General features: G+C 73.4%; 17 protein-coding genes. 5 read left to right on the forward strand and 12 right to left on the reverse strand.

Annotated features, from left to right (window positions below):
* The first annotated feature begins 22 nt into the window (after positions 1–22).
* Positions 23–2,587, forward strand: coding sequence for a trehalose-phosphatase (gene otsB / locus O7631_RS31955; protein ID WP_278148083.1), 2,565 nt, complete (start codon positions 23–25; stop codon positions 2,585–2,587).
* Positions 2,588–2,700: 113 nt separating this feature from the next.
* Here the strand turns inward: otsB and cobA are convergent, their stop codons facing one another.
* The 3 genes from cobA to cobC are packed head-to-tail and all read right to left on the reverse strand — an operon-like array spanning position 2,701 to position 6,225.
* Entirely contained in the window at positions 2,701–4,032 is a 1,332-nt protein-coding gene (gene cobA / locus O7631_RS31960) for a uroporphyrinogen-III C-methyltransferase (RefSeq protein ID WP_278147632.1), read from the reverse strand.
* A gap of 40 nt (positions 4,033–4,072) precedes the next feature.
* Entirely contained in the window at positions 4,073–5,158 is a 1,086-nt protein-coding gene (gene cobT, locus O7631_RS31965) for a nicotinate-nucleotide--dimethylbenzimidazole phosphoribosyltransferase (protein ID WP_278148084.1), read from the reverse strand.
* Entirely contained in the window at positions 5,158–6,225 is a 1,068-nt protein-coding gene (gene cobC, locus O7631_RS31970; protein WP_278147633.1) for an Rv2231c family pyridoxal phosphate-dependent protein CobC, read from the reverse strand. Before cobC ends, cobT begins: the two co-directional genes overlap by 1 nt.
* A gap of 121 nt (positions 6,226–6,346) precedes the next feature.
* Between cobC and O7631_RS31975 the strand changes: the two genes are divergently transcribed.
* On the forward strand, positions 6,347–8,479 hold the full coding sequence (locus tag O7631_RS31975; RefSeq protein ID WP_278147634.1) for a transglycosylase domain-containing protein: 2,133 nt from the start codon (positions 6,347–6,349) through the stop codon (positions 8,477–8,479).
* Positions 8,480–8,529: 50 nt separating this feature from the next.
* On the opposite strand, the gene O7631_RS31980 is transcribed toward O7631_RS31975, so the two are convergent.
* Together O7631_RS31980 and O7631_RS31985 are read right to left on the reverse strand one after the other, a co-directional pair.
* The gene (locus O7631_RS31980) at positions 8,530–9,099 is read right to left on the reverse strand and encodes a GNAT family protein (protein WP_278147635.1); all 570 of its coding nucleotides are present in this window, start codon (positions 9,097–9,099) and stop codon (positions 8,530–8,532) included.
* Positions 9,096–10,496 (reverse strand): cobyrinate a,c-diamide synthase, encoded by a 1,401-nt coding sequence (locus O7631_RS31985; RefSeq protein ID WP_278147636.1) that lies wholly within the window; start codon positions 10,494–10,496, stop codon positions 9,096–9,098. The genes O7631_RS31980 and O7631_RS31985 overlap by 4 nt, the downstream gene beginning before the upstream one ends.
* A gap of 182 nt (positions 10,497–10,678) precedes the next feature.
* Here O7631_RS31985 and O7631_RS31990 point away from each other — a divergent pair, with 182 nt between their 5' ends.
* Both O7631_RS31990 and O7631_RS31995 read left to right on the forward strand, forming a co-directional pair.
* A complete protein-coding gene (locus O7631_RS31990) occupies positions 10,679–11,503 on the forward strand; it encodes an SURF1 family protein (protein ID WP_278147637.1) in 825 nt (274 codons plus the stop codon).
* Between the two features lie 101 nt (positions 11,504–11,604).
* A complete protein-coding gene (locus tag O7631_RS31995; protein ID WP_278147639.1) occupies positions 11,605–12,288 on the forward strand; it encodes a hypothetical protein in 684 nt (227 codons plus the stop codon).
* 19 nt (positions 12,289–12,307) lie between these two features.
* Here O7631_RS31995 and O7631_RS32000 read toward each other — a convergent pair whose 3' ends face one another.
* From O7631_RS32000 to O7631_RS32020, 5 genes are all read right to left on the reverse strand, one after another.
* On the reverse strand, positions 12,308–13,900 hold the full coding sequence (locus tag O7631_RS32000) for an ATP-dependent DNA ligase (protein WP_278147640.1): 1,593 nt from the start codon (positions 13,898–13,900) through the stop codon (positions 12,308–12,310).
* Between the two features lie 417 nt (positions 13,901–14,317).
* Positions 14,318–14,524, reverse strand: a complete 207-nt coding sequence (locus O7631_RS32005) for a hypothetical protein (RefSeq protein ID WP_030333429.1) — start codon at positions 14,522–14,524, stop codon at positions 14,318–14,320.
* 351 nt (positions 14,525–14,875) lie between these two features.
* The gene (locus tag O7631_RS32010; protein ID WP_278148085.1) at positions 14,876–16,228 is read right to left on the reverse strand and encodes a dipeptidase; all 1,353 of its coding nucleotides are present in this window, start codon (positions 16,226–16,228) and stop codon (positions 14,876–14,878) included.
* 36 nt (positions 16,229–16,264) lie between these two features.
* Complete coding sequence (locus tag O7631_RS32015; RefSeq protein ID WP_278147641.1) at positions 16,265–17,401, reverse strand: M48 family metallopeptidase; 1,137 nt, start codon at positions 17,399–17,401, stop codon at positions 16,265–16,267.
* A 114-nt stretch (positions 17,402–17,515) separates the two neighbouring features.
* A complete protein-coding gene (locus O7631_RS32020; RefSeq protein ID WP_278147642.1) occupies positions 17,516–18,259 on the reverse strand; it encodes a hypothetical protein in 744 nt (247 codons plus the stop codon).
* A gap of 225 nt (positions 18,260–18,484) precedes the next feature.
* On the opposite strand from O7631_RS32020, the gene O7631_RS32025 reads away from it, so the two are divergent.
* Positions 18,485–18,886 (forward strand): rhodanese-like domain-containing protein, encoded by a 402-nt coding sequence (locus O7631_RS32025; RefSeq protein WP_278148086.1) that lies wholly within the window; start codon positions 18,485–18,487, stop codon positions 18,884–18,886.
* A 687-nt stretch (positions 18,887–19,573) separates the two neighbouring features.
* Here the strand turns inward: O7631_RS32025 and O7631_RS32030 are convergent.
* On the reverse strand, positions 19,574–21,115 hold the full coding sequence (locus O7631_RS32030) for a cobyric acid synthase (protein ID WP_278147643.1): 1,542 nt from the start codon (positions 21,113–21,115) through the stop codon (positions 19,574–19,576).
* A complete protein-coding gene (locus tag O7631_RS32035) occupies positions 21,112–22,167 on the reverse strand; it encodes a cobalamin biosynthesis protein (RefSeq protein ID WP_278147644.1) in 1,056 nt (351 codons plus the stop codon). The genes O7631_RS32030 and O7631_RS32035 overlap by 4 nt, the downstream gene beginning before the upstream one ends.
* Between the last annotated feature and the right edge of the window lie 148 nt (positions 22,168–22,315).

Here is a 22,315-nt window from a genome sequence, read left to right on the forward strand (position 1 = left end):
GGCGGCGATCGCCACCGGGGTGATGGACCCCGAGCTGCGCGCCGCCATCGGGCGGATCGCCCGGGTCCCCCAACTCCTGGTCGCCTGCGACTACGACGGCACACTCGCGCCGATCGTGGAGGACCCGAGCACCGCCGTCCCACTGCCCGAGGCGGTCGCCGCCGTCCGCGCGCTGGCCGCGCTGCCGCAGACCACCGTGGCGGTGGTCTCCGGCCGGGCACTGCGGGACCTGGCCGCACTCTCCCGGCTGCCCAGCGAGGTGCACCTCGTCGGCAGCCACGGCTCCGAGTTCGACATCGGCTTCGTCGAGCGGCTCTCCCCCGAGCTGGTCGCGGTGCGTACCCGGGTCCGTAATGCGCTCCGCGACATCGCCGCCGACCACCCGGGCATCCGGTTGGAACGCAAACCGGCAAGCGTCGCGATGCACACCCGCGGCATCGACCCGGAGGTGGCCGCCGCCGCCATCGAGGCGGTCCGCAACGGCCCGGCCACCTTCGACGGTGTCACGGTGACCCAGGGCAAGGAGGTCATCGAGCTCTCCGTCGTGGCCACCCACAAGGGCACCGCCGTCGACCAGCTACGGACCCAGCTCGCCGCCAGCGCGGTGCTGTTCATCGGTGACGACATCACCGACGAGAACGCGTTCGGCCACCTGCACGGCCCCGACCTCGGCATCAAGATCGGTCCCGGGGACACCCAGGCCGGTTACCGGGTCGGCGACCCGCTGGAGGCCGCGCGGGCGTTGGCGCTGCTGCTGGAGACCCGCCGGCACTGGCTGTTCGGCGAGCGGGCGGTGCCGATCGAACGGCACTCGATGCTGTCCAACGGTCGTACCGTCGCCCTGCTCACCCCCGAAGCCAAGGTGAGCTGGCTCTGCCACCCCAAGCCGGACTCGGCGGCGATCTTCGCCGACCTGGTCGGCGGCAGCCCGGCCGGTCACTTCAGCGTCGCCCCGGAGCGCGGCGGCATCCCGCTGGGCCAGCGCTACCGCTCCGGCACGATGACGGTGGAGACCCGGTGGTCCGGGCTCACCGTCACCGACTGGCTGGACAAGCCGGCCCGGGAGACCACCCCGGACGACAGCCCGGCGGTCATCACCGGCGACTCGACACTGGTCCGGGTGCTCACCGGCAGCGGCAAGGCCCTGGTCGAGTTCGCGCCCCGGCCCGAGTTCGGGCAGGTCGCCGTGCAGTTGCAGCCGATCGGCGACGGCCTGTTGGTGCTCGGCTCCAACGAGCCGGTCGCGCTCTACGCTCCCGGCCTGCAGTGGGAGGTCCGCAACGACGGTGGGTACGAGACCGCCAAGGCGGTCGTCGACCTCTCCGCCGCCGGCGGGCAGGTCGTGCTGGAGCTGCGCTTCGGCACGCACAGCCTGGAGCACCACCGGGTGCCGATCCACGAGCGGCAGGCCGCCGCCGAACAGCCGTGGAAGGACTGGGTGGCCTCGCTGCGGCTGCCGTCCACCTCCCGCGAGCTGGTCGCGCGCAGCGCCCTCACCCTGCGCGGGCTCTGCCACGAGGCCACCGGCTCGATCCTGGCCGCGGCGACCACCTCGCTCCCCGAGGAGCTGGGTGGCGTCCGCAACTGGGACTACCGCTACTGCTGGCTGCGCGACGCCGCGCTGACCGCCCGCTCGCTCGTCGACCTGGGCTCCATCGAGGAGGCCGAGGCGTTCCTGCGCTGGGTGGACGGCTGCATCGAGCGCACCGGCGGTCACCCCGAACGGCTGCACCCGCTCTACACCATCGACGGGTACGAGCTGGGCGCGGAAGCGGTCATCGACACGCTGCCCGGGTACGCCGGCTCCCGGCCGGTCCGGGTCGGCAACCTCGCCAACCACCAGCTCCAACTGGACGTCTTCGGGCCGATCGCCGACCTGATCGCGGCCGTCGCCGACGCTCGCGGCTCGGTACGCGACGACGAGTGGCGCGTCCTGGAGAACATGGTCGAGGCGGTCCGTCGGCGCTGGCACGAACCCGACCACGGCATCTGGGAGGCGCGGCTGCCACCCCGGCACCACGTGTTCTCCAAGGTGATGTGCTGGATGACCGTCGACCGTGCGTTGCACGTGATGCGCGAGCACGGTGGCGAGGACCGGCCCGAGTGGAAGGACCTGCGCGACCGGATCGGCGCCAACGTGCTGGAGCACGGCTGGCACGAAGACGTCGAGGCGTACAGCGTCGCGTACGGGGATGAGGACATGGACGCCTCGTCGCTCTGGATCGGGCTCTCCGGCCTGCTCCCGGGTGACGACCCGCGCTTCCTGTCCACGGTCCTGCGGATCGAGGCGGACCTGCGCAGCGGCCCGGTCGTCTACCGCTACCACTGGGATGACGGCCTGCCCGGCCGCGAGGGCGGCTTCCACATCTGCACGGCGTGGCTGATCGAGGCGTACCTGCGCACCGGGCGCCGCACCGACGCCGAGGAGTTGTTCGCGCAGATGGTGCTCACCGCCGGCCCGACCGGCCTGCTCCCCGAGCAGTACGACCCGCTCGCCGAGCGCGGCCTGGGCAACCACCCGCAGGCGTACAGCCACCTCGGGCTGATCCGCTGTGCCCTGCTGCTGGACAACATGCTCAAGCAGTAGTTGACGTGACAGAGGGGCTGGAGCGCGAGCGCTCCAGCCCCTCTGCACTTTCCATGATCAAGTGATGAGAAGTAGCTCAGAATCTGCCCGGGTAGCTACTTTTCATCACTTGATCATGAGGGGCGCGGGCCCTCGTCGAGGGTGTGCACCACGTCGCCCACCACGACGACGGCGGGCGGGCGTAGGTCGGCGGCGAGCACATCGGCGGCCACCGCGTCGAGCGTGGACCGCAGCACCCGCTGGGCGCCCGTCGTGGCCTCCTGCACCACCGCGGCCGGCGTCTGCGGCGGCCGGCCGTGGGCGATCAGGGTCTCGCTGATGGCGGCGAGGTTCTTCAATCCCATCAGGATCACCAACGTGCCGCGTAGACCGGCGAGGGCGTCCCAGCGCACCAGCGACGCCGGCGCGTCGGGTGCCAGGTGCCCCGAGACCACCGTGAACTCGTGCGCCACCCCACGGTGGGTGACCGGGATCCCGGCGGCCGCCGGGGCGGCGATCGAGCTGGTCACCCCGGGCACGACGGTCACCGGCACACCGGCTTCCGCGCAGGCCAGCAGCTCCTCACCGCCCCGACCGAAGACGTACGGGTCGCCGCCCTTGAGCCGCACCACGAAGGCGCCCGCCAGGGCACGGTCGACCAGGATCTGGTTGATCTCCTCCTGCGCCCGGGACGGCCCATAGGGGATCTTCGAGGCGTCCACCAGCTCCACGTCGGGGCGCAACTCGTCCAGGAGCAGCCCGGGCACCAGCCGGTCGGCGACCACCACGTCCGCCTCGGTGAGCAACCGCCAGCCCTGCACGGTGATCAGCTCCGGGTCCCCCGGCCCCGCCCCGACCAGCGCCACCCGCCCGACCTGCCGCCCAGCGGGCGCCCCGATGTCACCGGGGGCACCGGTCGCGCCGGGCGTCCCGGCCGCAGTAGCGCCGATCGCCGCGCTCGTCACCTCGGTGTCGGACTGGCTCTGCGGCCGAGCACTCCCGCCCGGCGCGAGGCGGGCGGCGAGCAGGTCGCGGATCGCGTCGCGGACGGTCATCGCCCGACGGGGGTCACCGCCGCCGAGCACCGCCACCGTGACCGGGCCGTGGCGGGTCACCGCCGGAGTCCAGGCGGTGGCGGCCGACCGGTCATCGGCCCGGACGCAGAAGATCCGTCGCTCGGCGGCGAGGGCGCTCACCGAGGCCGCCGCGACCGGGTCGTCGATGGCGACCTGGACCAGCCAGGCGCCGTCCAGGTCCTCGGGCGCGAACCGGCGCGGCACCCAGTGCAGCCGACCCGCGTCGGCCCGGGCACGCAGCGCCGGAGTCAGCTCCGGTGCCACCAGCAGGACGTCCGCACCGGCGTCCAGCAGCGCGGGTACGCGTCGGGTGGCGACCGCGCCGCCACCCACCACGACCACCCGCCGCCCGTCGAGCCGCAGACCGAGGGGGTACGGGTTGGAGGTCACGCCGCACCACCGGGGCGGGCGGCTCGTCCGCTGCGCGTCGTCACTTCTCGGCCACACCGGCGGAGTCGAAGGTGGCGACCTCGTGCAGCACCCGGACGGCACCGGTGACCACTGGCAACGCCAGTAGCGCACCGGTGCCCTCGCCGAGGCGCAGCCCCAGGTCGACGAGGGGTACGAGACCCAGGTGCCGCAGTGCGACCGTCGCACCCGGCTCGGCCGAACGGTGGCCGGCGACCATGGCGCCGACCGCGTCCGGGGCGAACGCGGCGGCGGCCAGCGCGGCGGACACCGCGATCACGCCGTCCAGCAGCACCGGGGTACGGCGGGCCGCCGCGCCCAGGATCAGCCCGGCCAGGGCGGCGTGCTCCAGGCCACCGACAGCGGCCAGCACACCGAGCGGGTCGCTCGGGTCGGGTGCGTGTCGGGCCAACGCCGCCCGCACCACTCCCACCTTGCGGGCGTACGTCGGGTCGTCGACCCCGGTGCCCCGACCGGTGGCGTCCAACGCGTCGACACCTGTGAACGCGGCGATCAGGGCGGCGGCCGGGGTGGTGTTGCCGATACCCATGTCACCGGTGAGCAGGATCCGGGCACCCGCGTCGATCAGCTCGTCCGCGATCCGGACGCCGGTCTGCACCGCCGCCAGCGCCTCGTCCCGGGTCAGCGCGGCGGTCACCGCGAGGTCGCGGGTGCCCCGGCGGACCGACGCGACGACCAACCGGGGCACGGCCGGGTCCAGCACAGCCGGGTCGGACACCGGTCCGGCGGACAGCGGGGTGGCCACCCCGACGTCGACAACTGTGACCGACGCGCCGGCCTGCCGGGCGAACGCGTTGACCACTGCCCCGCCGGCCAGGAAGTTGCCGATCATCTGCGCGGTGACCTCCTGCGGCCACGGGCTGACCCCCTGGGCGTGCACCCCGTGGTCACCGGCGAAGATCGCCACCGCGGCCGGCTCGGGCAACGGCGGCGGGCAGGCCCCGGCCAGGCCGGCGAGGCGTACCGAGAGGTCCTCCAGGGCCCCCAGCGAGCCCGCCGGTTTGGTGAGCCGGCCGTGCAGCTCACGGGCGGCGGCCATGGCCGTCTCGTCAGCCGGGCGGATCGCCGCGATCGTGGTCTCCAACATCATGCCTCCATGATCTCGCGCAGCACCTCGGTGAAAGCGTCGGTGGTGTTTCGGTCGCGTACCGCCACGCGCAGCCAGTCCGGCCCGAGGCCCGGGAACGTGTCGCCTCGGCGGACCGCCCAGCCGCGCTCACGCAGGGCGGCTCGGACCGCGCTCGCGCCCGGCAGGTGCAGCAGGACGAACGCGCTGGCGGGACGGCCGACGACGCGTACACCGGGCAGCTCTTGCAGGCGGGCGACCAGGTGGTCGCGGTCGGCGGCGAGGTCGGCGGCGATCGCGCGTTCGGCCTGGACCGCGACGGTGGTGGCGCAGGCCGACGCGGCGGCCAACGCCGGTGTGGAGACGGCCCAGAGCGGCTGGACGGCGGCCAGCCGGGACAGCAACTCCGGCGCACCGAGCAGGTAGCCGATCCGCAGGCCGGCCAGGCCCCACGTCTTGGTGAGGCTGCGCAGCACGAGCAGCCCCGGCAGGTCGCGCCGCTCGGCCAACGACTCCGGTTCGCCCGGGTGCCCGGTGGCGAGGGTGGTGTCGGCGAACGCCTCGTCGACGACCAGCACCCGGCCGGGGCGGGCCAGCGCGGCGAGCGTCTGCGCGGGGTGCAGCACCGAGGTCGGGTTCGTCGGGTTGCCGATCATCACCAGGTCCGCGTCGGCGGGCACCCGGGACGGGTCGAGCCGGAAGTCGTCGGCAGGGTCCAGCAGGACGCGCTCGACCGGGTGCCCGGCGGCCCGTAGTGCCGCCTCCGGCTCGGTGAACTGCGGGTGCACCACCACCGGCCGGCGTACGCCGCGAAGTGCCTGCGCGATCAGTACGAAGCCCTCGGCGGCACCGGCGGTGAGCAGCACCTCGTTCGGGTGACGGCGGTGTCGGGCGGCGACCGCGGCCCGGGCCGGCGCCGGGTCCGGGTAGCGGGCCAGGTCGGACAGGGTGGCGGCGATCGGGTCGGCCAGCCAGGCGGGCGGCCGTGCCTGGCGGACGTTGACGGCGAGGTCGATCAGGCCGTCGCCGACCTCGACGTCACCGTGGTGCGCCAGGTCGGGCTCGGAAGCGGCGATCGGCTCGGGCATGTCCGCGATCCTTCCGGGAAGGCGGCCGGTGGGACAGACGATCTCGACGTAAGCCACGTCACCACTCGTCGGTTTATGAGTTCTTCTCAGGTACGAATCGGAAATGTCATAACTTGGCCATGTGAGTAACCGACCCCTTACTGCCGCAGGTCGACTCGTCCCTCTCCTCCGCGCCGGGCTGATCGCCGGAATCGTGATCGCCGCCGCCGCGTACCCACTGGTCGCCCTCACCGGGCTCGGCGCAAAGGCCACCGCGCACGCCGTGGAGCAGAAGACCAAGATCCTCACCACCGCCCTGCCCGCCGAGACCTCGTACGTCTACGCGCCGGACGGCAAGACCGTGCTGACCATGTTCTACGAGGAGTACCGGCAGTACACGAAGCTGTCGGACATGTCGCCGAACATCCTCCAGGCGATCGTCGCCGCCGAGGACAACCGCTTCTACCAGCACCACGGCGTCGACCCGAAGGGCGTGGCGCGCGCCTTCGTGGCGAACGCCCGGTCCAGCGGCGTCTCCCAGGGCGCGTCCACCCTGACCATGCAGTACGTCCGGATGGCCCTGCGCGACAGCGCGACCACCCCCAAGGAGGTCCAGGAGGCCACCCAGCAGACCAGCCTGCGCAAGGTCAAGGAAATGCGGATGGCGCTGGACCTGGAGAAGGAGATGAGCAAGGACCAGATCCTGGAGCGCTACCTCAACTCGGCGTACTTCGGGCACCGGGCGTACGGCATCTACGCCGCCAGCGAGATCTTCTTCTCCAAGACCCCGAAGAACCTCACCCCGGTCGAGGCCGCCACCCTCGCCGGCCTGGTCAAGTCCCCGTCCGAGTACGACCCGGCGGACTCCGACCAGAAGGAGGCCACCGGGCGACGCAACTACGTGCTGGACCAGATGAGCCGACTCGGGTACCTCTCACCCGACTCGGCCGCCGCCGCCAAGTCCGAGCCCATCCGGCTGAAGCTGACGACCCCGCCGCACGACTGCGCCGCCGTGTCGGAGAAGTACAACAGCTGGGGCTTCGCCTGCGACTACCTGAAGAACTGGTGGAGCGCGCAGCCCGCGTTCGGGGCGAACCGGCTCGAACGGATGGACAAGCTCCGTCGGGGCGGCTACCGGATCGTGCTCAGCCTCGACCCGAAGATCCAGGCGGCGGCGGAGAAGAACGTCGGGGCCAAGGAGGCCACCGGCAGCCCGTTCGCCAACGGGATCGTCGTCTCCGAGCCGGGCACCGGTCGGGTCAAGGCGATGGCGGTGAACCGGACGTACTCACTGGACCTGGCCGAGAACCCACCCAGCTCCAACCCCGAGGCCGGGCCGAAGGTGAAGGCCAACTACCCGAACACGGTGGCCCCGCTGCTCGGCGGCGGTGACCTGGCGGGCTACCAGGCGGGGTCGACGTTCAAGATGTTCCCGATGCTCGCCGCGCTCGACGCGGGGATGCCGCTCTCCACCACGTTCAACGCCCCGCACCGCTACCGGTCCGAGGTCTACGACGGCTGGTCGCCCTCCAACGCCAGCGGCGCGATGACCGGCCAGCAGACGATGTGGTCCGGCTTCGGCAAGTCGGTCAACACGTACTTCGTGTGGCTGGAGGAGAAGGTCGGCGCGGACCGGGCGGTCCGGTTGGCCGAGCAGCTCGGGCTGCGCTGGCGTACCGACGTGGACCGGGACCACGCGTCCCCGGACAAGGCGAAGAAGTGGGGTGCGTTCACCCTGGGCGTCTCCGACGCCACACCGCTGGAGATGGCGAACGCGTACGCCGCCATCGCGGCCGACGGCCGTTACTGCGAGGCGATCCCCGTCTCGGCGATCATGAACCGGGACGGCACACCGGCCACGTACGCCACCCCGGGCGGCATCCACCGTGAGGTGGCCAAGCCACGGTGCCGGCAGGTGGTCAGCGCGGACGCCGCCCGGGCGGCCACCGACGCGGCCCGCTGTCCCACCGGGGACACCCCGGCGCGCGGGAGCTGCGGCGGCTGGTCCACCGCCGACAGCGTGCGGGGCACCGTCGGACGCCCGGTGGCCGGCAAGACCGGTACCACGGACAGCACCCGGTCCGCCTGGTTCGTCGGCTACACCCCGGAGTTGGCCGCGGCGAGCTTCATCTCCGACCCGGACAACCCGTTCAACGCGGTCGGTGACGGTCAGTCCCAGATCCCCATCGCGGCGGTCGCCGAGACCCTGCGCGACGGTCTGAAGGGCACACCGACCCGCCAGTTCACCCCACCGTCGGACGCGATCGTCGGCTGACCGCGCGCGGGCCGGCGCAGGCCGGCGCAGGTCCCGCGGGTCAGATCGGGTCAGCGCAGGTCGGCGGCGACGAACGACCAGAGTTCGAGGTCCACGCGGCTGCCGCCGACCAGCCCGGCGTTACGCAGCAGACCCTCGTAGCTGAACCCGGCCTTCTCGGCGACCCGACGCGAGGCCAGGTTGCCGGGCGCCACCCGCAGCTCCACCCGCTGGAACCCGTGCTCCAGGATCAGCGCGATGGCCACCGCGTCGACGGCCTCGGCGGCGAAACCGAAGCCCCGCGCGTGCGGCGCCATCGCGTAGGAGATCTCGGTGAGACGGGCACCCCAGTCGGTACGCCGAGTCCAGAGCGAGCCCACCATCTGGTCGTCCTCGCGGCGGAGCACCGCGTAGTGGTCACCGTCGCCGCTGTCCCGCCGCTGCCGGGCCAACTCCGTGCACCACGCGTGCCCGTCGATCGGGCCGGAACCGTCGGGCAACGGCAACCAGCGGCGGGTCAGCTTGTCGGCGAAGATCTCCCCGGCCGCCTCCGCGTCCGCCGCGGTGAGCCCACGCACCTCGGTGCGCGGCGTGGAAACGGTCAACGCCGGAAAGCGGCGTACCGCCACCTGACCGATCACACCGGCACCCCGGGTTGCGCGGGCACCGCCTCGGCCGTCGGATCGGCCGCCGCGGCGGCGACCAACCGGGCCGCCGTCGCCGGGTGAGCCGCCCAGTGCAGAGTGAGCTGTGAGGCGTGCACGTTGCGCCAGACGAAACCCTCGGGCGTGCCGCCGTCCCAACTCCACGCCGGGCGCTGACCAGCGCGCGGGGTGAGGATCGCCCGGTGCGCCTTGTGACCCACCAACACCGTGCCCTGGGCGGCGACCACGCTGTCGGTCTGGGCGGTGGCCTCCCGGTAGCCGGCCACCAGGCCGTCCCGGCTGACACCCACCGCGTCCAGGACGCCGCACATCGGCAACCCGTCCAACTCCCGGGCCAGCCACAGCAGCCCGGCGCCCTCGGCGACCACCGGCCGCCCGGTCCGCGCCAACTCGGCCACCGCGATGCAGAGCCGCCGGTTGGCCGACAACTGCTCGGCGTACGCCTCGGGAAGCGCGCCACCGACGACCAGCGCGCGGGTGCCGACCGGCAACGTCTCGTCACGCAGCGGATCGACGACGACGACCTCGGCACCGGCGGCCCGGAGCAACTCGGCGGTCTCCGGGTAACTGAAGCTGCCGCCCGGTCCACCGGCCAGCGCCACCAGCGGACGGTCCACCGGGGCGGTGAACGCACCGAGGGCCTCCTCGGGAGACCAGGCCGGGGCGGGTAGCGGCGGAGCGGAACGGGCCAGCCCGAGCAGACGTTCCAGGTCGACGGTGGCGGCGACCGCCTCGCCCAGCCGACGGACCGCACGAGCGGCATCGGCGGACCCGTCCACCACCGGTGCCACACCGTGCCGACGCGACGGCAACACCGCCGGCAGGTCCTGACGGCGCAACGCCCCGTAGACCGGGACTCCCACGTCGTCCAACGCCTCGCGCAACAACGCTTCGTGCCGCGACGACGCCACCCGGTTGAGGATCACCCCGCCGAGCCACAACTGCTCGTCGTACGAGCGGAAACCGTGCACCAGGGCCGCCACCGACTGACCCATGGCGGCCACGTCGACGACGAGCACGACCGGGCTGCGCAGCGCGGCGGCGGCAGCGGCGGTGGACTCCTGCTCGGGGCGACCACCGACCGCGTCGTACAGCCCCATGCTGCCCTGGACCACGGCGAGCCCGGCACCGGCGGCGCCGTGCGCCACCAGCGGGGCGAGTCGGTCCACGCCGACCAGCCTGGGGTCGATCACCCGACCCGGGCGACCGGCGGCGAGACCGAGGTACGCGGCGTCGACAGGGTCCGGCCCGAGCTTGAATCCGGCGACGTCGACCCCCCGCTCGGCCAGGGCGGCGAGCAGCCCGATCGCCAGCGCGTTCTTACCGTGCCCGGAGGACGGCGCGCTGAGCACCAGGCGCGGCACGACGGTCATCATCGACTCCTCGCGAGCGGCGGCGGGTACGCGACGGGACGACCGGGGCCGATCCGTCGGCGTGACGATACCCGCCCGGCTGCGGACGCGAGCACCGCCAACCGGGGCCGGCGACGCGACCGTGCCGCCGATCCGGCCCGGTGCAGGTCAGTGGCGTCCGTCATACGGGTAGCCTCGGTGCCGTGTACCGGTTCCTGCTGAGCCCACGCTGGCTGGGCGCTCTCGCGCTGACCCTGGTCGCGGCCGCCGTCATGGTGTTCCTCGGCAACTGGCAGCTGGACCGCTACCGGGGGCGTACCGAGGTCAACGAGCGCATCGACGCGGGCCAGCGGATGGCTCCGAGGCCGCTCGCCGACGCACTGTCCGCCCCCACCGGCGGGGCGGGGACGGTCGGCCCGGCCCCCGCCGAGGAGAAGGTCTGGACCCGGGTCACCGTCACCGGCAGGTACGACCCGGCGAACACCGTGCTGGTCCGCGGCCGGACGGTGGACAGCCGGGTCGGCTTCGAGGTGCTCACCCCGTTGGTGCTCGCCGACGGCACGGCGCTGCTGGTGGACCAGGGTTGGATCCCCCCGGCGCCGGGTGGGGCGGCCACCGCCCAGCCGACGGTGCCGGCGGTGCCGACCGGCGACGTGACGGTGGTCGGCCGGGTGCACGAGACCGAGAGCGGGGCCCGCGCCGCCGAGCGGCGTGACGGGCGACTGGAAATCCGACGGATCGGGGTGTCGCGGCTGGCCGCCGAGCTGCCCTACCCCGTCTACGGCGCGTACCTCCTGTTGGACGAACAGACGCCGGCGGCCGACCCGGTGTTCAAGGCGGTGCCGGTCGGCCACGCCAACAACTGGCAGAACTTCGGCTACGTCGTGCAGTGGTGGCTCTTCGCGGTGATGGCCCTGTTCGGCTACGGCTGGGTGGCCCGCCGCGAGGCACGTCGAGCCGCCGGTCTCGGCGCTGCCGAGGCACCGCTGGACCGGGCGGCCGAGCCCGCGCCGAGCGCGTCCGTCTGACCGGGCCCGTGCCGGCGTCTCGACCGGACACTCGGGGGCACCCGGGACACCACGGCAGCCGGTAGTCTCCGCCGGGTGATCACGTCACGTTGGGGGTGCCGATGAGCGTGGATCCCACGGCGCCACTGCCCGAGCCGGTTCCGGGTCACCAGACGCAGCCGCCGACCGACCCGTGGGCCGCCGAGCAGCCGACCGCGCCGTTCGCCACGCCACCGCCCACGACACCGTTCCCGGCCGCACCACTGTCCGGCCCGCCCGCCCCGCTGTCCGGCCCGCCCGCGCCGCTGTCCGGGCCACCAGCGCCGTTCTCCGGCCCGCCCGCGCCGTTCTCCGGGCCACCAGCGTTGCCGGCTGGGGCGTGGCCGGCGGTCGGGCCGTACCCACCGACCCCGATGACTTCGAACCCGGCCCTGGCCGGCTACCCGGGCGGGCCGGAGGTGGTGGCGGTGCAGATCGCCGAGATCGCCGTGTGCCCACCGCTTATCCGTACCCCTGCCGGGGTGCTGCCGCTGGCCGGCGCCACCTGGCACGTGGCCGACTACTGGCAGCGCGAGGAGAAGGTGGCGACCTGGGCGCTGGTCTGCGCCATCGTCGGCTTCTTCTGCCTGGCGTTCTTCAGTCTCCTGTTCCTGCTGGTGAAGGAGACCCGGCACCACGGCACGGTGCAGGTGACGGTCACCAGCGGCGCGCAGCAGTACGTGGCGCGGATCCCGGTCAGCGATCAGATGCAGGTGCAGCACCTGAACAACCAGGTGAACTACGCAAGGTCGCTGTCCGTCAGGTGAATCGGGTGGGCGTTTCCAGTCAACCGGTGGGACGGCCGGCGTGGATGGCCCTTACGGCGTCGATGGTGTCCGCCTCGGCGGCGGACTTGTCGTCGCGGTAGCGCACCACCCGGGCGAAGCGCAGCGCCATGCCGCCGGGATAGCGGGAGCTGGTCTGCACCCCGTCGAAGGCGATTTCCACAACCTGCTCGGGTCGGACCCGCACCACCCAGTCGCCGCGCTCCACCGCCAGGTCGAGGAAGCGCTCAGTCTGCCAGCGCAGCACCTCGTCGGTGAGCCCCTTGAACGTCTTGCCGAGCATGACGAAGCCGCCGGTCTGCGGGTCGCGTGCGCCCAGGTGCAGGTTGGACAACCATCCCTTGCGCCGGCCACTGCCCCACTCGACGGCGAGTACCACCAGGTCGAGGGTGTGCCGGGGCTTGACCTTGACCCAGGCCGCACCACGGCGGCCGGCGTCGTAGGGGGCGTCCGGGGCCTTGACCACCACGCCCTCCTGCCCGGCGTCGAGTGCGGCGGCGAACGCGGCGGCGGCCTGCTCAGGGCCGTCGACCTCCATCCGGCCGACCAGCAGTGAGGAGTCCACCGCCCCGGCGAGGGCAGCCCACCGCTCCCGACCGGGCAGGTCGATCAGATCCTCGCCGTCGAGGTGCAGCAGGTCGAAGAAGTACGGGGTGAGCACCGTCGCGCCGGTGGTGGCGGCTGCCGCGAGCACCGCCGGGGCGACAGGTGTGCGCCCGGTGGTGCTGGGGGTGGTGCGTCGGGCGGCCCGGCTCGACGTCTGCTGGAACGGCAGTGGCCGGCCCGTCTCGTCCAGGCCGATCGCCTCGCCGTCGAGCACCAACTCGCGGCCCGGCAGGGCGCGGACCGCGGCGACCACCTCGGGCACCCGTTCGGTGATCTCGTCGAGGCTGCGGGTGAAGACGGCGATGTCGGCGCCGGAACGGTGCACCTGGATGCGGATGCCGTCGAGCTTCACGTCGACCACCGCCGGCGTGCCGGTCGCGGCGAGCGCCTCGTCGACCGAGGAGGCGCTCTGCGCGAGCATCGGTGCCAGCGGACGGCCGACCTGGAGGCCGAACCCGGCCAACTCGGCGGCTCCCCCGGTGAGCGCGGCCACCGCGACGACGCGCAGGTCACCGGCGAGCAGCAGGGCCCGCCGGACGGTCGCCACCGGCACCTCGGCGGCCCGGGCCACCGCGTCGGCGAGCAGCCCCGCCTGGGCGCCCTGGCGCAGCTCACCGCTGAACAGACCGGTGAGGAGTCGCTGCTCGTCGGCGGTAGCCGCCGCGTAGAGAGCCCCGAGCAGCGCCCGCCGCCGGGACTGCGAACCCGAACCCCGCGCGGCGGAGATCTGCTCGATGGCCGCGTCCACGCCCGCTACCGTCAACGTCGGCTCGGCGGCCGGCGCCGGCAGGTCACGCAGGCTCGCGTAGCCCACCCCGGTCTGCCGTTGGCGCAACTCACCGGCGAGATAGCCGGCACCGGGCTCGACCTCACCCGGGTCGAGCCGGCGCAGCGCATCAGCGAGCAGCTCCACCTTGGCGCGCCGGCCGCTGGTGGCGGCGACGGCGGCGGAGGTGGCTGCCAGGTCGAGGAACAGCACGCAGCTCATCCTGCCAGTCACCTCCGACACCGCCCGGGCATTGCCGTGCCCGGGCGGTGTCGGGAGGGTGCCGTCCGCGGACGCGGACGACGATCAGGGCCGGCCTCCCGAGGGCGGTCGAGCCCGGGCGGAGTCCCGGGCGGAGTCCCGGGCGGAGTCCCGGGCGGAGTCCCGGGCGGAGTCCCGGGCGGAGTCCCGGGCGGAGTCCCGGGCGGAGTCCCGGGCGGAGTCCCGGGCGGAGTCCCGGGCGGAGTCCCGGGCGGAGTCCCGGGCGGAGTCCCGGGCGGAGTCCCGGGCGGAGTCCCGGGCGGAGTCCCGGGCGGCGATCCGGCAAGGGGCGGTCCGTTCGGATACCACACCGGTATCCGGACGGACCGCAACGCCGCCGGTCGTCGTCCGGACCCGCCACTCCTCCTGGAACAGGCCCTACGCGGAGACGGGCTCCTCGATGCGCAACCCCCGGGCGCGGACCTCGCCGGCGACGCGGGAGAGCACCGAGTCGAGGGCGACCAGTGCGGCGGAGAGCTCACCGAGCTGCTCGTTGAGCGTGTCCTCGGACCATGCGGAGACATCGACGTCCCCCAGTGCGCTGACAGCGGCCCCCAACCGGGCCATCACCTCGTTCGTACTCATGTTCGAAAACCTACAACAGATGACCGTCCGACACGCCGTAAAGCGCCAGATCAGGCGCAAAGTTGCCGTGTCGGTACCCAACCTGCCCACACGGGCCCCACCCCGCCCCACCCCGCCCCGCCCCGCCCCGCCCCGCCCCGATGCCAAGATCCGCGCAACATCACTGTTGTTGGTGCCTCCCGCTTGTCTGAGGCAGCACCATCCGGGATGTTGCGCGGATCTTGGGGCCGGGTCGGGGCGGGGCGGGGCGTGGGGGCGGGTGGGGCGTGCGGGCGGGTGGGGCGTGCGGGCGGGTGGGGCGTGGGGACGGGTGGAATCGGGTGGGTCGGGTGGATCGGGTGCGGGGCTTGCCTAGCGGCCCGCGTCTCCCGCAGCGGCGACGTTGCCCAGCAGCAGGGCCTCGGCGAGGCAGACCCGGGCGAACTCCCCCAGGTGCAGGCTCTCGTTCGGACCGTGTGCGCGGGCGTGCGGGTCCTCGACACCGGTCACCAGGATCGCCGCCTTCGGGAACATCTCCTGGAACGTGGCGATGAACGGGATCGAACCACCGATGCCGATGTCCACCGGGTCGGTGCCGTCCCAGGCGGCCCGGAAGGCCGAACGGGCGGCGTCGAACATCGGCCCGGACGCGTCGATCACGCACGGGTTGCCGTCGTGTTCGAAGCTGACAGTCACCTGGGCGCCCCACGGCGCGTGCTTCTCCAGGTGCGCGCGCACCGCTGCGTACGCCCGCTTGGGGTCGTCGCCCGGGGCCAGGCGGATGCTGAGCTTCGCCTTCGCGGCCGGCACCAGGGCGTTCGGCGCCTCGCCGGTGGACGGCGCGTCGATGCCGAGCACCGCCAGCGCGGGCTTGGTCCAGATCCGGTCGGTGATCCGGCCGGTGCCGATGAACTGCACGCCGTCGGCCAGCCCGGCCTCGGCCCGTACCCGGTCCTCGGGGTAGTCGACGGTGGCGCCCACCTTGGCGACCAGCCCTTCCACGGCCACGTCACCGGCGTCGTCGTGCAGGGTCGCCAGGAGCCGGACCAGCGCGGTGAGCGCGTCCGGCACGGCACCGCCGAACATGCCGCTGTGCACGGCGTGGTCCAGCGTGCGCACCTCGACGAAGCAGTTGACGATGCCGCGCAGCGAGGTGGTCAACGCCGGTACGCCGATGTCCCAGTTGCCGGAGTCGGCGATCACGATGACGTCCGACGCGATCTCGTCGCGGTGATCGATCAGCAGTTGCTCCAGCGAGTCTGAGCCGTACTCCTCCTCACCCTCGATGAAGAGCACCACGCCGACCGGCAGCGCGTCCCCGTACGCCCGCAGTGCGGCGACGTGCGCCATGATGCCGGCCTTGTCGTCGGCGGCACCCCGGGCGTAGAGCCGGCCGTCGCGCTCGACCGGCTCGAACGGGTCGGACTCCCACAGCGACCGGTCGCCGACCGGCTGCACGTCGTGGTGGGCGTAGAGCAGGACGGTGGGCGCACCGGGCGGGGCCGCCCGACGGCCGATCACCGCGGGCTGGCCGCCGGAACGCACGATCTCGACGTCCAGGCCGCAGCCGCGCAGCAGCTCGGCGACCGCCTCGGCGGAACGTTCCACGTGCGAGTGGTCGAAACCCTCGAAGGCGATGCCGGGAATGCGGACGAGGCGTTCCAGGTCGGCGCGTACCCCGGGCATCTCCCGCTCGACGGCGGCCCGCACCTCGGACTCGGACATGATCGGTGAGGTCATGACCGGCATCGTATGCCGGCCTTACCGGGGTGCGCCGCCGGAGCCCGTACCGTCACCGCCGCCCGCCGTCCCGGTGCCTGCCCGCGTGCCGGGGGCGGCGCGGTGTGCGCGGCCGGCGGCCTCGGTGGCGGCGTCCACCCACGAGCGGGCCCGCCCTGCGGTGCCGCCCACCCACTCCCCGACGTCGCTGGCGCCGTCGCCGAGCCGACGCAGCAACCCGACCAGCGGGTCGGTGGATCGGCTGAACTCCTCCCGGTACGAATCGGCAGCCGCCTTGATCTCCTCGGTGAGGCGTGTCGAGTCGTCGTCGTCGCGGCGCGGATAGTCCCCGGCCAGCACCTGCCCGTACGCCCCGGAGTCGATCCACTGCCGCAGCTGCGCCGCGCGGGCCACCGGCACCGGGTGGGTGCTCCACGCCGTCATCCGGATCTTGTGCAGGCTGTCGCGCAGGTCGCCGCCGCCGGCGTACTCGGCGGCCTGCTCCAGGAACGCGGTCGTGTCGACCTGGGACAGGTCGCCGCCGCCGGCGAGCTTCATCAGCAGCCGCAGCGCGGCGGCCGGGTCCTGCCCGGCGAGCAGGCCGGCCCGGTCGGCGGAGAGTTCCGCCTTGCGCCACCACTCCAGCATCGCTGCGATGATCGCCCGCAACGCGATCGCGCCCACCGGCAACCAGCTCAGGTTGGCCGCCCACCGGGTGAGGATCATGAGCATGGTCTTGTAGACCGCGTGCCCGCTGCCCACGTGCCCCAACTCGTGGCCGAGCAGGCAGCGCAGCTCGTCCTCGTCGAGTTGCTGCACGCACGCGGAGTTCAGCACGATGAACGGCCGTTCCAGGCCGACCGCCTCGGCACCCAACCAGGGCGACTGGGTCACGTACAGCTCGGGCAGTTCGGCCACGTCCAACGCCGCTGCGGCCTCGGTGTAGCGCTGCCACACCGCCGGGTACTGCCGGTGGTCGACCCGGATCCCCGAGGCCAGCACGGACAGTCGGAAGCCCCGCTCGTTCCACATGCCGAAGAACGACCGCAGCACGTCGTCGAAGCCGCGCAGCTCCCGCAACGCGACCAGGGCACCCCGGTCGGCGGGATGCTCCCAGGCCCGTGAGCTGATGCCGGTGAGAGTGATCCGGCGCCGCGCGGGCGTGTCCGTTGCCGACATGATGAGTCCCCCGATCGCCGTGCCCTGGGTGTTCCCGTGCCGTGCCCACCGGGCCGTGCCGATGGCGGCCATCTCGCATCGTGCCGTAGCCGATGGCGGACGTCCATGCCCCGCTCAGCGAACGCGCACGTAGTACCGGTCCGCGTCGTGCGGCAATGCCGGCGCGCCGTCCACCAGCAGGTCCGCCCGGGAAGCCGTGTCGTCGGCGGCGAAGTGCGCCCGCTCCCCGGCGTGCCACCGACGTAGCTCGGGCAGGATCTCCGGCCCGTCCCGGGCGACCGCGCGAGCCAGCCGCAACGGCGCGGGCGCGGTGACGAAGACGGCCAGGGTCAGCTCCGGCCCGATCACCGCACGCGCGGCGCTGACCCCCTCCAGCACCAGCACCGGTGCCACCGGAACCGGAACCGGCCGGGGCAGGAAGCGGTGCCGCACCCAGCTGTACCGCTGGTAGGCCCCCGGCCTCCCCGCCCGCAGCGGGGACAGCACCCACTCGTCGAGCCGAGGCCAGAAGCTGACCTGGTCGTCCCACCCGTCGAGCAGGTCGTCCGTGTGCACCACCGGCGGCCGGCCGCCGGGCAACGCCGCCAGGGCGTCCGCGAGGCGCGCGGCGAACCGGCTCTTGCCCGCGCCGCTCGGCCCGTCGACAGCGACCAGCCGGGTCCGCCCCAACCGCGCCGGGCCCGCGAGGATCCGACGAGCCAATTCGGCGTACGCCTCGACAACTGCCACGGTCGGCCGGCCAGGTTCCGGGTTCAGCGCGGCCTCGCGTGGCGAAGCCCCGGGTTGTGCGGGGTCGCGTGGTGCATGAGCGCAGTATGCCGTCACGGCCGATGCGCAGGAGGGTCGACTCCGAATCATCGACGTCGCGGCATCCCTCTCACCGGGGCACCGCGATACCTGTGGATTCCGGACGGATCATGCGGTGTTCGGGGCCTGGGAGCCCGGACTGACACGTCCGGCTGACCGCCCCTGACCGGCCACCGTCACGTCCGGGGGAATTGGGGCGGCGACGGGTGACGGGCGGCCCGTTCGCCGTCGTGGCTGCTACCGAATCGGCATCATCGGGTGGTGCTCCGAGACGTGATGAGCCCCGGTATCGACGCCCTGCTCGAACAGGCCCGAGCCGGGCTGCACCGACTGACTCCGCAGCAGACCGTCGAGGCGGTCCGCGGCGGTGCGCTGCTGGTCGACACCCGCACCGAACAACAGCGCCGCGAACAGGGCGACCTGCCGGGCGCGGTCGTCATCGACCGGACCGTGTTGGAATGGCGACTCGATCCGGCCAGCGCCTGGCGGATCCCCGAGGCCACCGGCTACGACCGGGAGATCGTGCTGGTGTGCCGGCAGGGCTACAGCTCCAGCCTGGCCGCCGCCAGCCTCCAGACCCTGGGGCTACGCCGCGCCACCGACATGATCGGCGGTGTCGACGCCTGGCTCGCCGCCGGTCTTCCGACAACCGATCGCCCCGCCGACGTCCGCCCCTGATTCCTCCGCCGCACCCAGCCGGTCGGATCCACGGCGGCATTTGGCAACGCCCAAGGGCTGGCGTGCTCAACCCTCGCACACGGCCCAAGCCCCACCACCCCTGCCGCCGCACGTCGCGCCACACCTGCCGACGCACGTCGCGCCGCGCAGGCACGTCGGGCCTGCCGACGCAGGTAGCGCCGCGCACTTTCCCCGAAGTTGCTGCGTCACGACCGGAGGAGGCAGCACCATCCCGGAAAGTGTGCAGATCATGCCCCTTTGCTCGACCGCGCCGGGCGTACGCCCCACCTGGTGGCGTTGCGCTGGTGCCGAACCGGACAGGTCGGGCAGGGCCGCGTCTCCTCGGTCCGGTGGCGGCCGATTCGGACTCCCATCGCCCACCTGATCAGGCTCATCCGCCGGGCGACCGGGTCAAGATCGTGCTCGATCCAGGGAAGAGTCCCCTCCCGTTGCGACGAGGCCACTACGACAAGGATCGAGCACGATCATGCCTTGCTGCCCCGCCTCACACTCCGCATGGGACGGAGCGCCACCCGGACGGCGGCAACCTGGACAGGACAGCGGGCCGTCAGGGTGGTGCGCGGCCAGGCGGGACGGAATGCCCCCAAGACCGCAGCCGGGCAGGACAACGCAGGGCCGGACAGGACAACGCGCAGTCAGACCCTGGCCGGGCCGGATATCGCGCGGTCAGGTCGGTGGCGGGCCTGGTGGGATGAACGGGAGACCTGCGGGTGGACCGGTCTCGATGAGCTGCCAGAGCGCGTCGGTGTCCAGGTGTTCCTCGACCAGGTCGCCGAGCAGGTCGAGTGAGCGTTCCCGGGCGGCGGCGAAGCTGGTGGCCGGTGCGACCCGGAAGCCGGTGCGGCCGGCCAGGCGCGCCGCCTCGGTGATGAACCACCGGCGGAACCCGTCGGACTCGAACGCCCCGTGCCAGTGCGTGCCGTGCACCGCGCCGAGCACAGCACCCTCGCCGACACCGTCGTCGCCGGTCAGCAGCGGGGTCAGATCGGGGTCGGTCTGCGAGACGTACCCGTGGTGGATCTCGTAGCCGCGCACCGGGAGGCCGCCGTACGCGGTACCCACGGACTGCCGGACGGTCTTGCGCGGATCGAAGGTGATCTCGATGGGCAGCAGACCGAGCCCCGGCACACTGCCCCGTCGGCTCTCCACCTGGTCGTGGATGGCCCGGCCGAGCATCTGGAAGCCGCCGCAGAGGCCGAGCACCGGTTTGCCGGCCGCCACGTGCGCGGTCACCGCGTCGGCGAGGCCGGTCTCCCGCAGCCAGGCGAGGTCGGCGACGGTGGACTTGGAGCCGGGCAGGACGACCAGGTCGGCGGCGGCGAGTTCGGCTGGTTCGATGGTGAGGCGTACGCGGACACCCGGCTCGGTGGCCAACGCCTCGACGTCGGTGGCGTTGCTGATCCGGGGCAGTCGGACGACGGCCACGTCCAGCCAGTCGGTGCCGTGGGGGGCGGCGGGACGGCCGAGCACCCGGCCGTAGGCGAGCGAGTCCTCCGCGTCGAGCCACAGGTCCAGTGCCCAGGGCACCACTCCGTACGTGGGTCGGCCGGTGACGTGCCGCAGCATGTCCAGCCCGGGCTGGAGCAACCCGAGGTCACCCCGGAACTTGTTGATCACGAATCCGGCGATCAGCGCCTGGTCGGCGGGGTCGAGCAGTGCCACGGTGCCGAACATCGAGGCGAAGACACCGCCCCGATCGATGTCGCCGACCACGATGGTGGGCAGGTTGGCGTGCCGGGCCAGCCCCATGTTGACGTAGTCACCGGCTCGCAGGTTGATCTCGGCGGGGCTGCCGGCGCCCTCGCAGATCACCACGTCGTACGCATCCCGTAGCTCGGCCAGCGCCGCGTACGCGGTCTCGGCGAGGCGGGGACGCAGGTGCCGGAACGTGCCGGCGGTGATGGTGTCGACGGCCTCGCCGAGGAGCACCACCTGGCTGGCCAGGTCACTGCCCGGCTTGAGCAGCACCGGGTTGAACCGCAGGTCGGGTGCGAGCCCGCAGGCTGCGGCCTGCATGGCCTGGGCGCGCCCGATCTCGCCGCCGCGTCCGTCCGGCCCGACGACCACTGCCGAGTTGTTCGACATGTTCTGCGCCTTGTACGGGGCGACCTTGACGCCTTGCCGGTGCAGCCAGCGGCAGATCCCGGCGGTGAGCACGCTCTTGCCGGCGTCGGAGGTCGTGCCGGCGACCAGCAGGCCGCCGTTCATCGCCCGCTCCCGCGATCGGCCATGGCAGCCGGCCCGTGTCGGCCCACGACACCGGAAACGTGCCGGCGCACGGCCCGAAGCCCGTGCCGGCCCAGCGCTGCGGCCAGGCGGCCGACGGTCACCGGGTACGCGGCGGCCAGCCCGACCGCCGCCAGCCCGACCGCGCCGGAGATCCGGGCGGCGCGCTTCAGGTGTCGCGCCTCGGGGCGGGGGCCGTCACCGAGGAACGGCCGTACCTCCGAGCGCCCGAAGTAGACGTTGCGGCCACCGAGGCGGACGCCGAGCGCTCCGGCCATCGCCGCCTCGCACTGACCGGCGTTGGGGCTCGGGTGGTCGTTGCGGTCGCGCTGCCACACCCGCCAGGCCCGCTGCCGATCCCCGTGTGCGACGGGCGCGACGGCGATGGTGAGCAGCCCGGTCAGCCGGGACGGCACCAGGTTGAGTGCGTCGTCCAGGCGCGCGGCCGGGGTGCCGAACCGCGCGTAGCGCGCCGACCGGTGCCCGACCATCGCGTCGAGGGTGTTCGCCGCGCGGTAGCCCAGCAGCCCGGGTAGGCCGGCGACCGCACCCCAGACCAGCGGGGCGACGACCGCGTCGGAGGTGTTCTCGGCGACGGATTCGACAGTGGCGCGGGCCAGCTCGGACTCGTCCAGCGTCGACGGGTCGCGCCCGCAGAGGTGACCGAGACGTCGGCGCGCGGCGGGCAGGTCACCGGCGCGCAGCGTCCGACCCATGACGGTGGCTTCGTGGCGCAGCGTGCGCCCACCCAGCACGCTCCACGTGCCGGCGGCCACGAGCACCGCGCGGGTCACCGGCCGATGCCGGGTAGCCGCCACGGCAGCGGCACCGAGCAGAACCGGAGCACCGACGGCCAGCGCGGTGAACGCCGTACCCGCCGCCCGGTCCGGTCGGTAGAGGCGACGCTCCAGGGCGCTGGCAGCCTGACCGAAGCCGGCCACCGGGTGCCACCGGCGCGGGTCACCGACCAGCCGGTCCAGCGCGTACCCGGCCACCAGCCCCACCGCGTTCGCCACCGGCGCTGTCCGTCGCACCCGCACCACCTCCGGCCGGCCAGCCTAGACGAGCATCCCGTGAACCAGCCCGGCCCGCGATGCTTCACCACCCTGAGCGGCCCGTGCAGCGCCGAAGCCGGATCAGCTTCGCGGCTGCCGCCACGCGGGGTGACGACGCCGCTCGCGC

The sequence above is a fragment of the Micromonospora sp. WMMD967 genome (assembly GCF_029626165.1).
GTDB classification, from domain to species: domain Bacteria; phylum Actinomycetota; class Actinomycetes; order Mycobacteriales; family Micromonosporaceae; genus Micromonospora; species Micromonospora taraxaci.

Coding starts and splice junctions, on each gene's coding strand:
- O7631_RS32020 (WP_278147642.1), bottom strand. CDS start 18,259: ATGATTCGGAGTCGACCCTCCTGCGCATCGGCCGTGACGGCATACTGC.
- cobC (WP_278147633.1), bottom strand. CDS start 6,225: ATGCCCGAGCCGATCGCCGCTTCCGAGCCCGACCTGGCGCACCACGGT.
- O7631_RS32030 (WP_278147643.1), bottom strand. CDS start 21,115: ATGAACGGCGGCCTGCTGGTCGCCGGCACGACCTCCGACGCCGGCAAG.
- otsB (WP_278148083.1), top strand. CDS start 23: ATGGACCCCGAGCTGCGCGCCGCCATCGGGCGGATCGCCCGGGTCCCC.
- O7631_RS32005 (WP_030333429.1), bottom strand. CDS start 14,524: ATGAGTACGAACGAGGTGATGGCCCGGTTGGGGGCCGCTGTCAGCGCA.
- O7631_RS32015 (WP_278147641.1), bottom strand. CDS start 17,401: ATGTCGGCAACGGACACGCCCGCGCGGCGCCGGATCACTCTCACCGGC.
- O7631_RS32010 (WP_278148085.1), bottom strand. CDS start 16,228: ATGTCCGAGTCCGAGGTGCGGGCCGCCGTCGAGCGGGAGATGCCCGGG.
- O7631_RS31985 (WP_278147636.1), bottom strand. CDS start 10,496: ATGACCGTCGTGCCGCGCCTGGTGCTCAGCGCGCCGTCCTCCGGGCAC.
- O7631_RS32025 (WP_278148086.1), top strand. CDS start 18,485: ATGAGCCCCGGTATCGACGCCCTGCTCGAACAGGCCCGAGCCGGGCTG.
- O7631_RS31995 (WP_278147639.1), top strand. CDS start 11,605: ATGAGCGTGGATCCCACGGCGCCACTGCCCGAGCCGGTTCCGGGTCAC.
- cobT (WP_278148084.1), bottom strand. CDS start 5,158: ATGTTGGAGACCACGATCGCGGCGATCCGCCCGGCTGACGAGACGGCC.
- O7631_RS32000 (WP_278147640.1), bottom strand. CDS start 13,900: ATGAGCTGCGTGCTGTTCCTCGACCTGGCAGCCACCTCCGCCGCCGTC.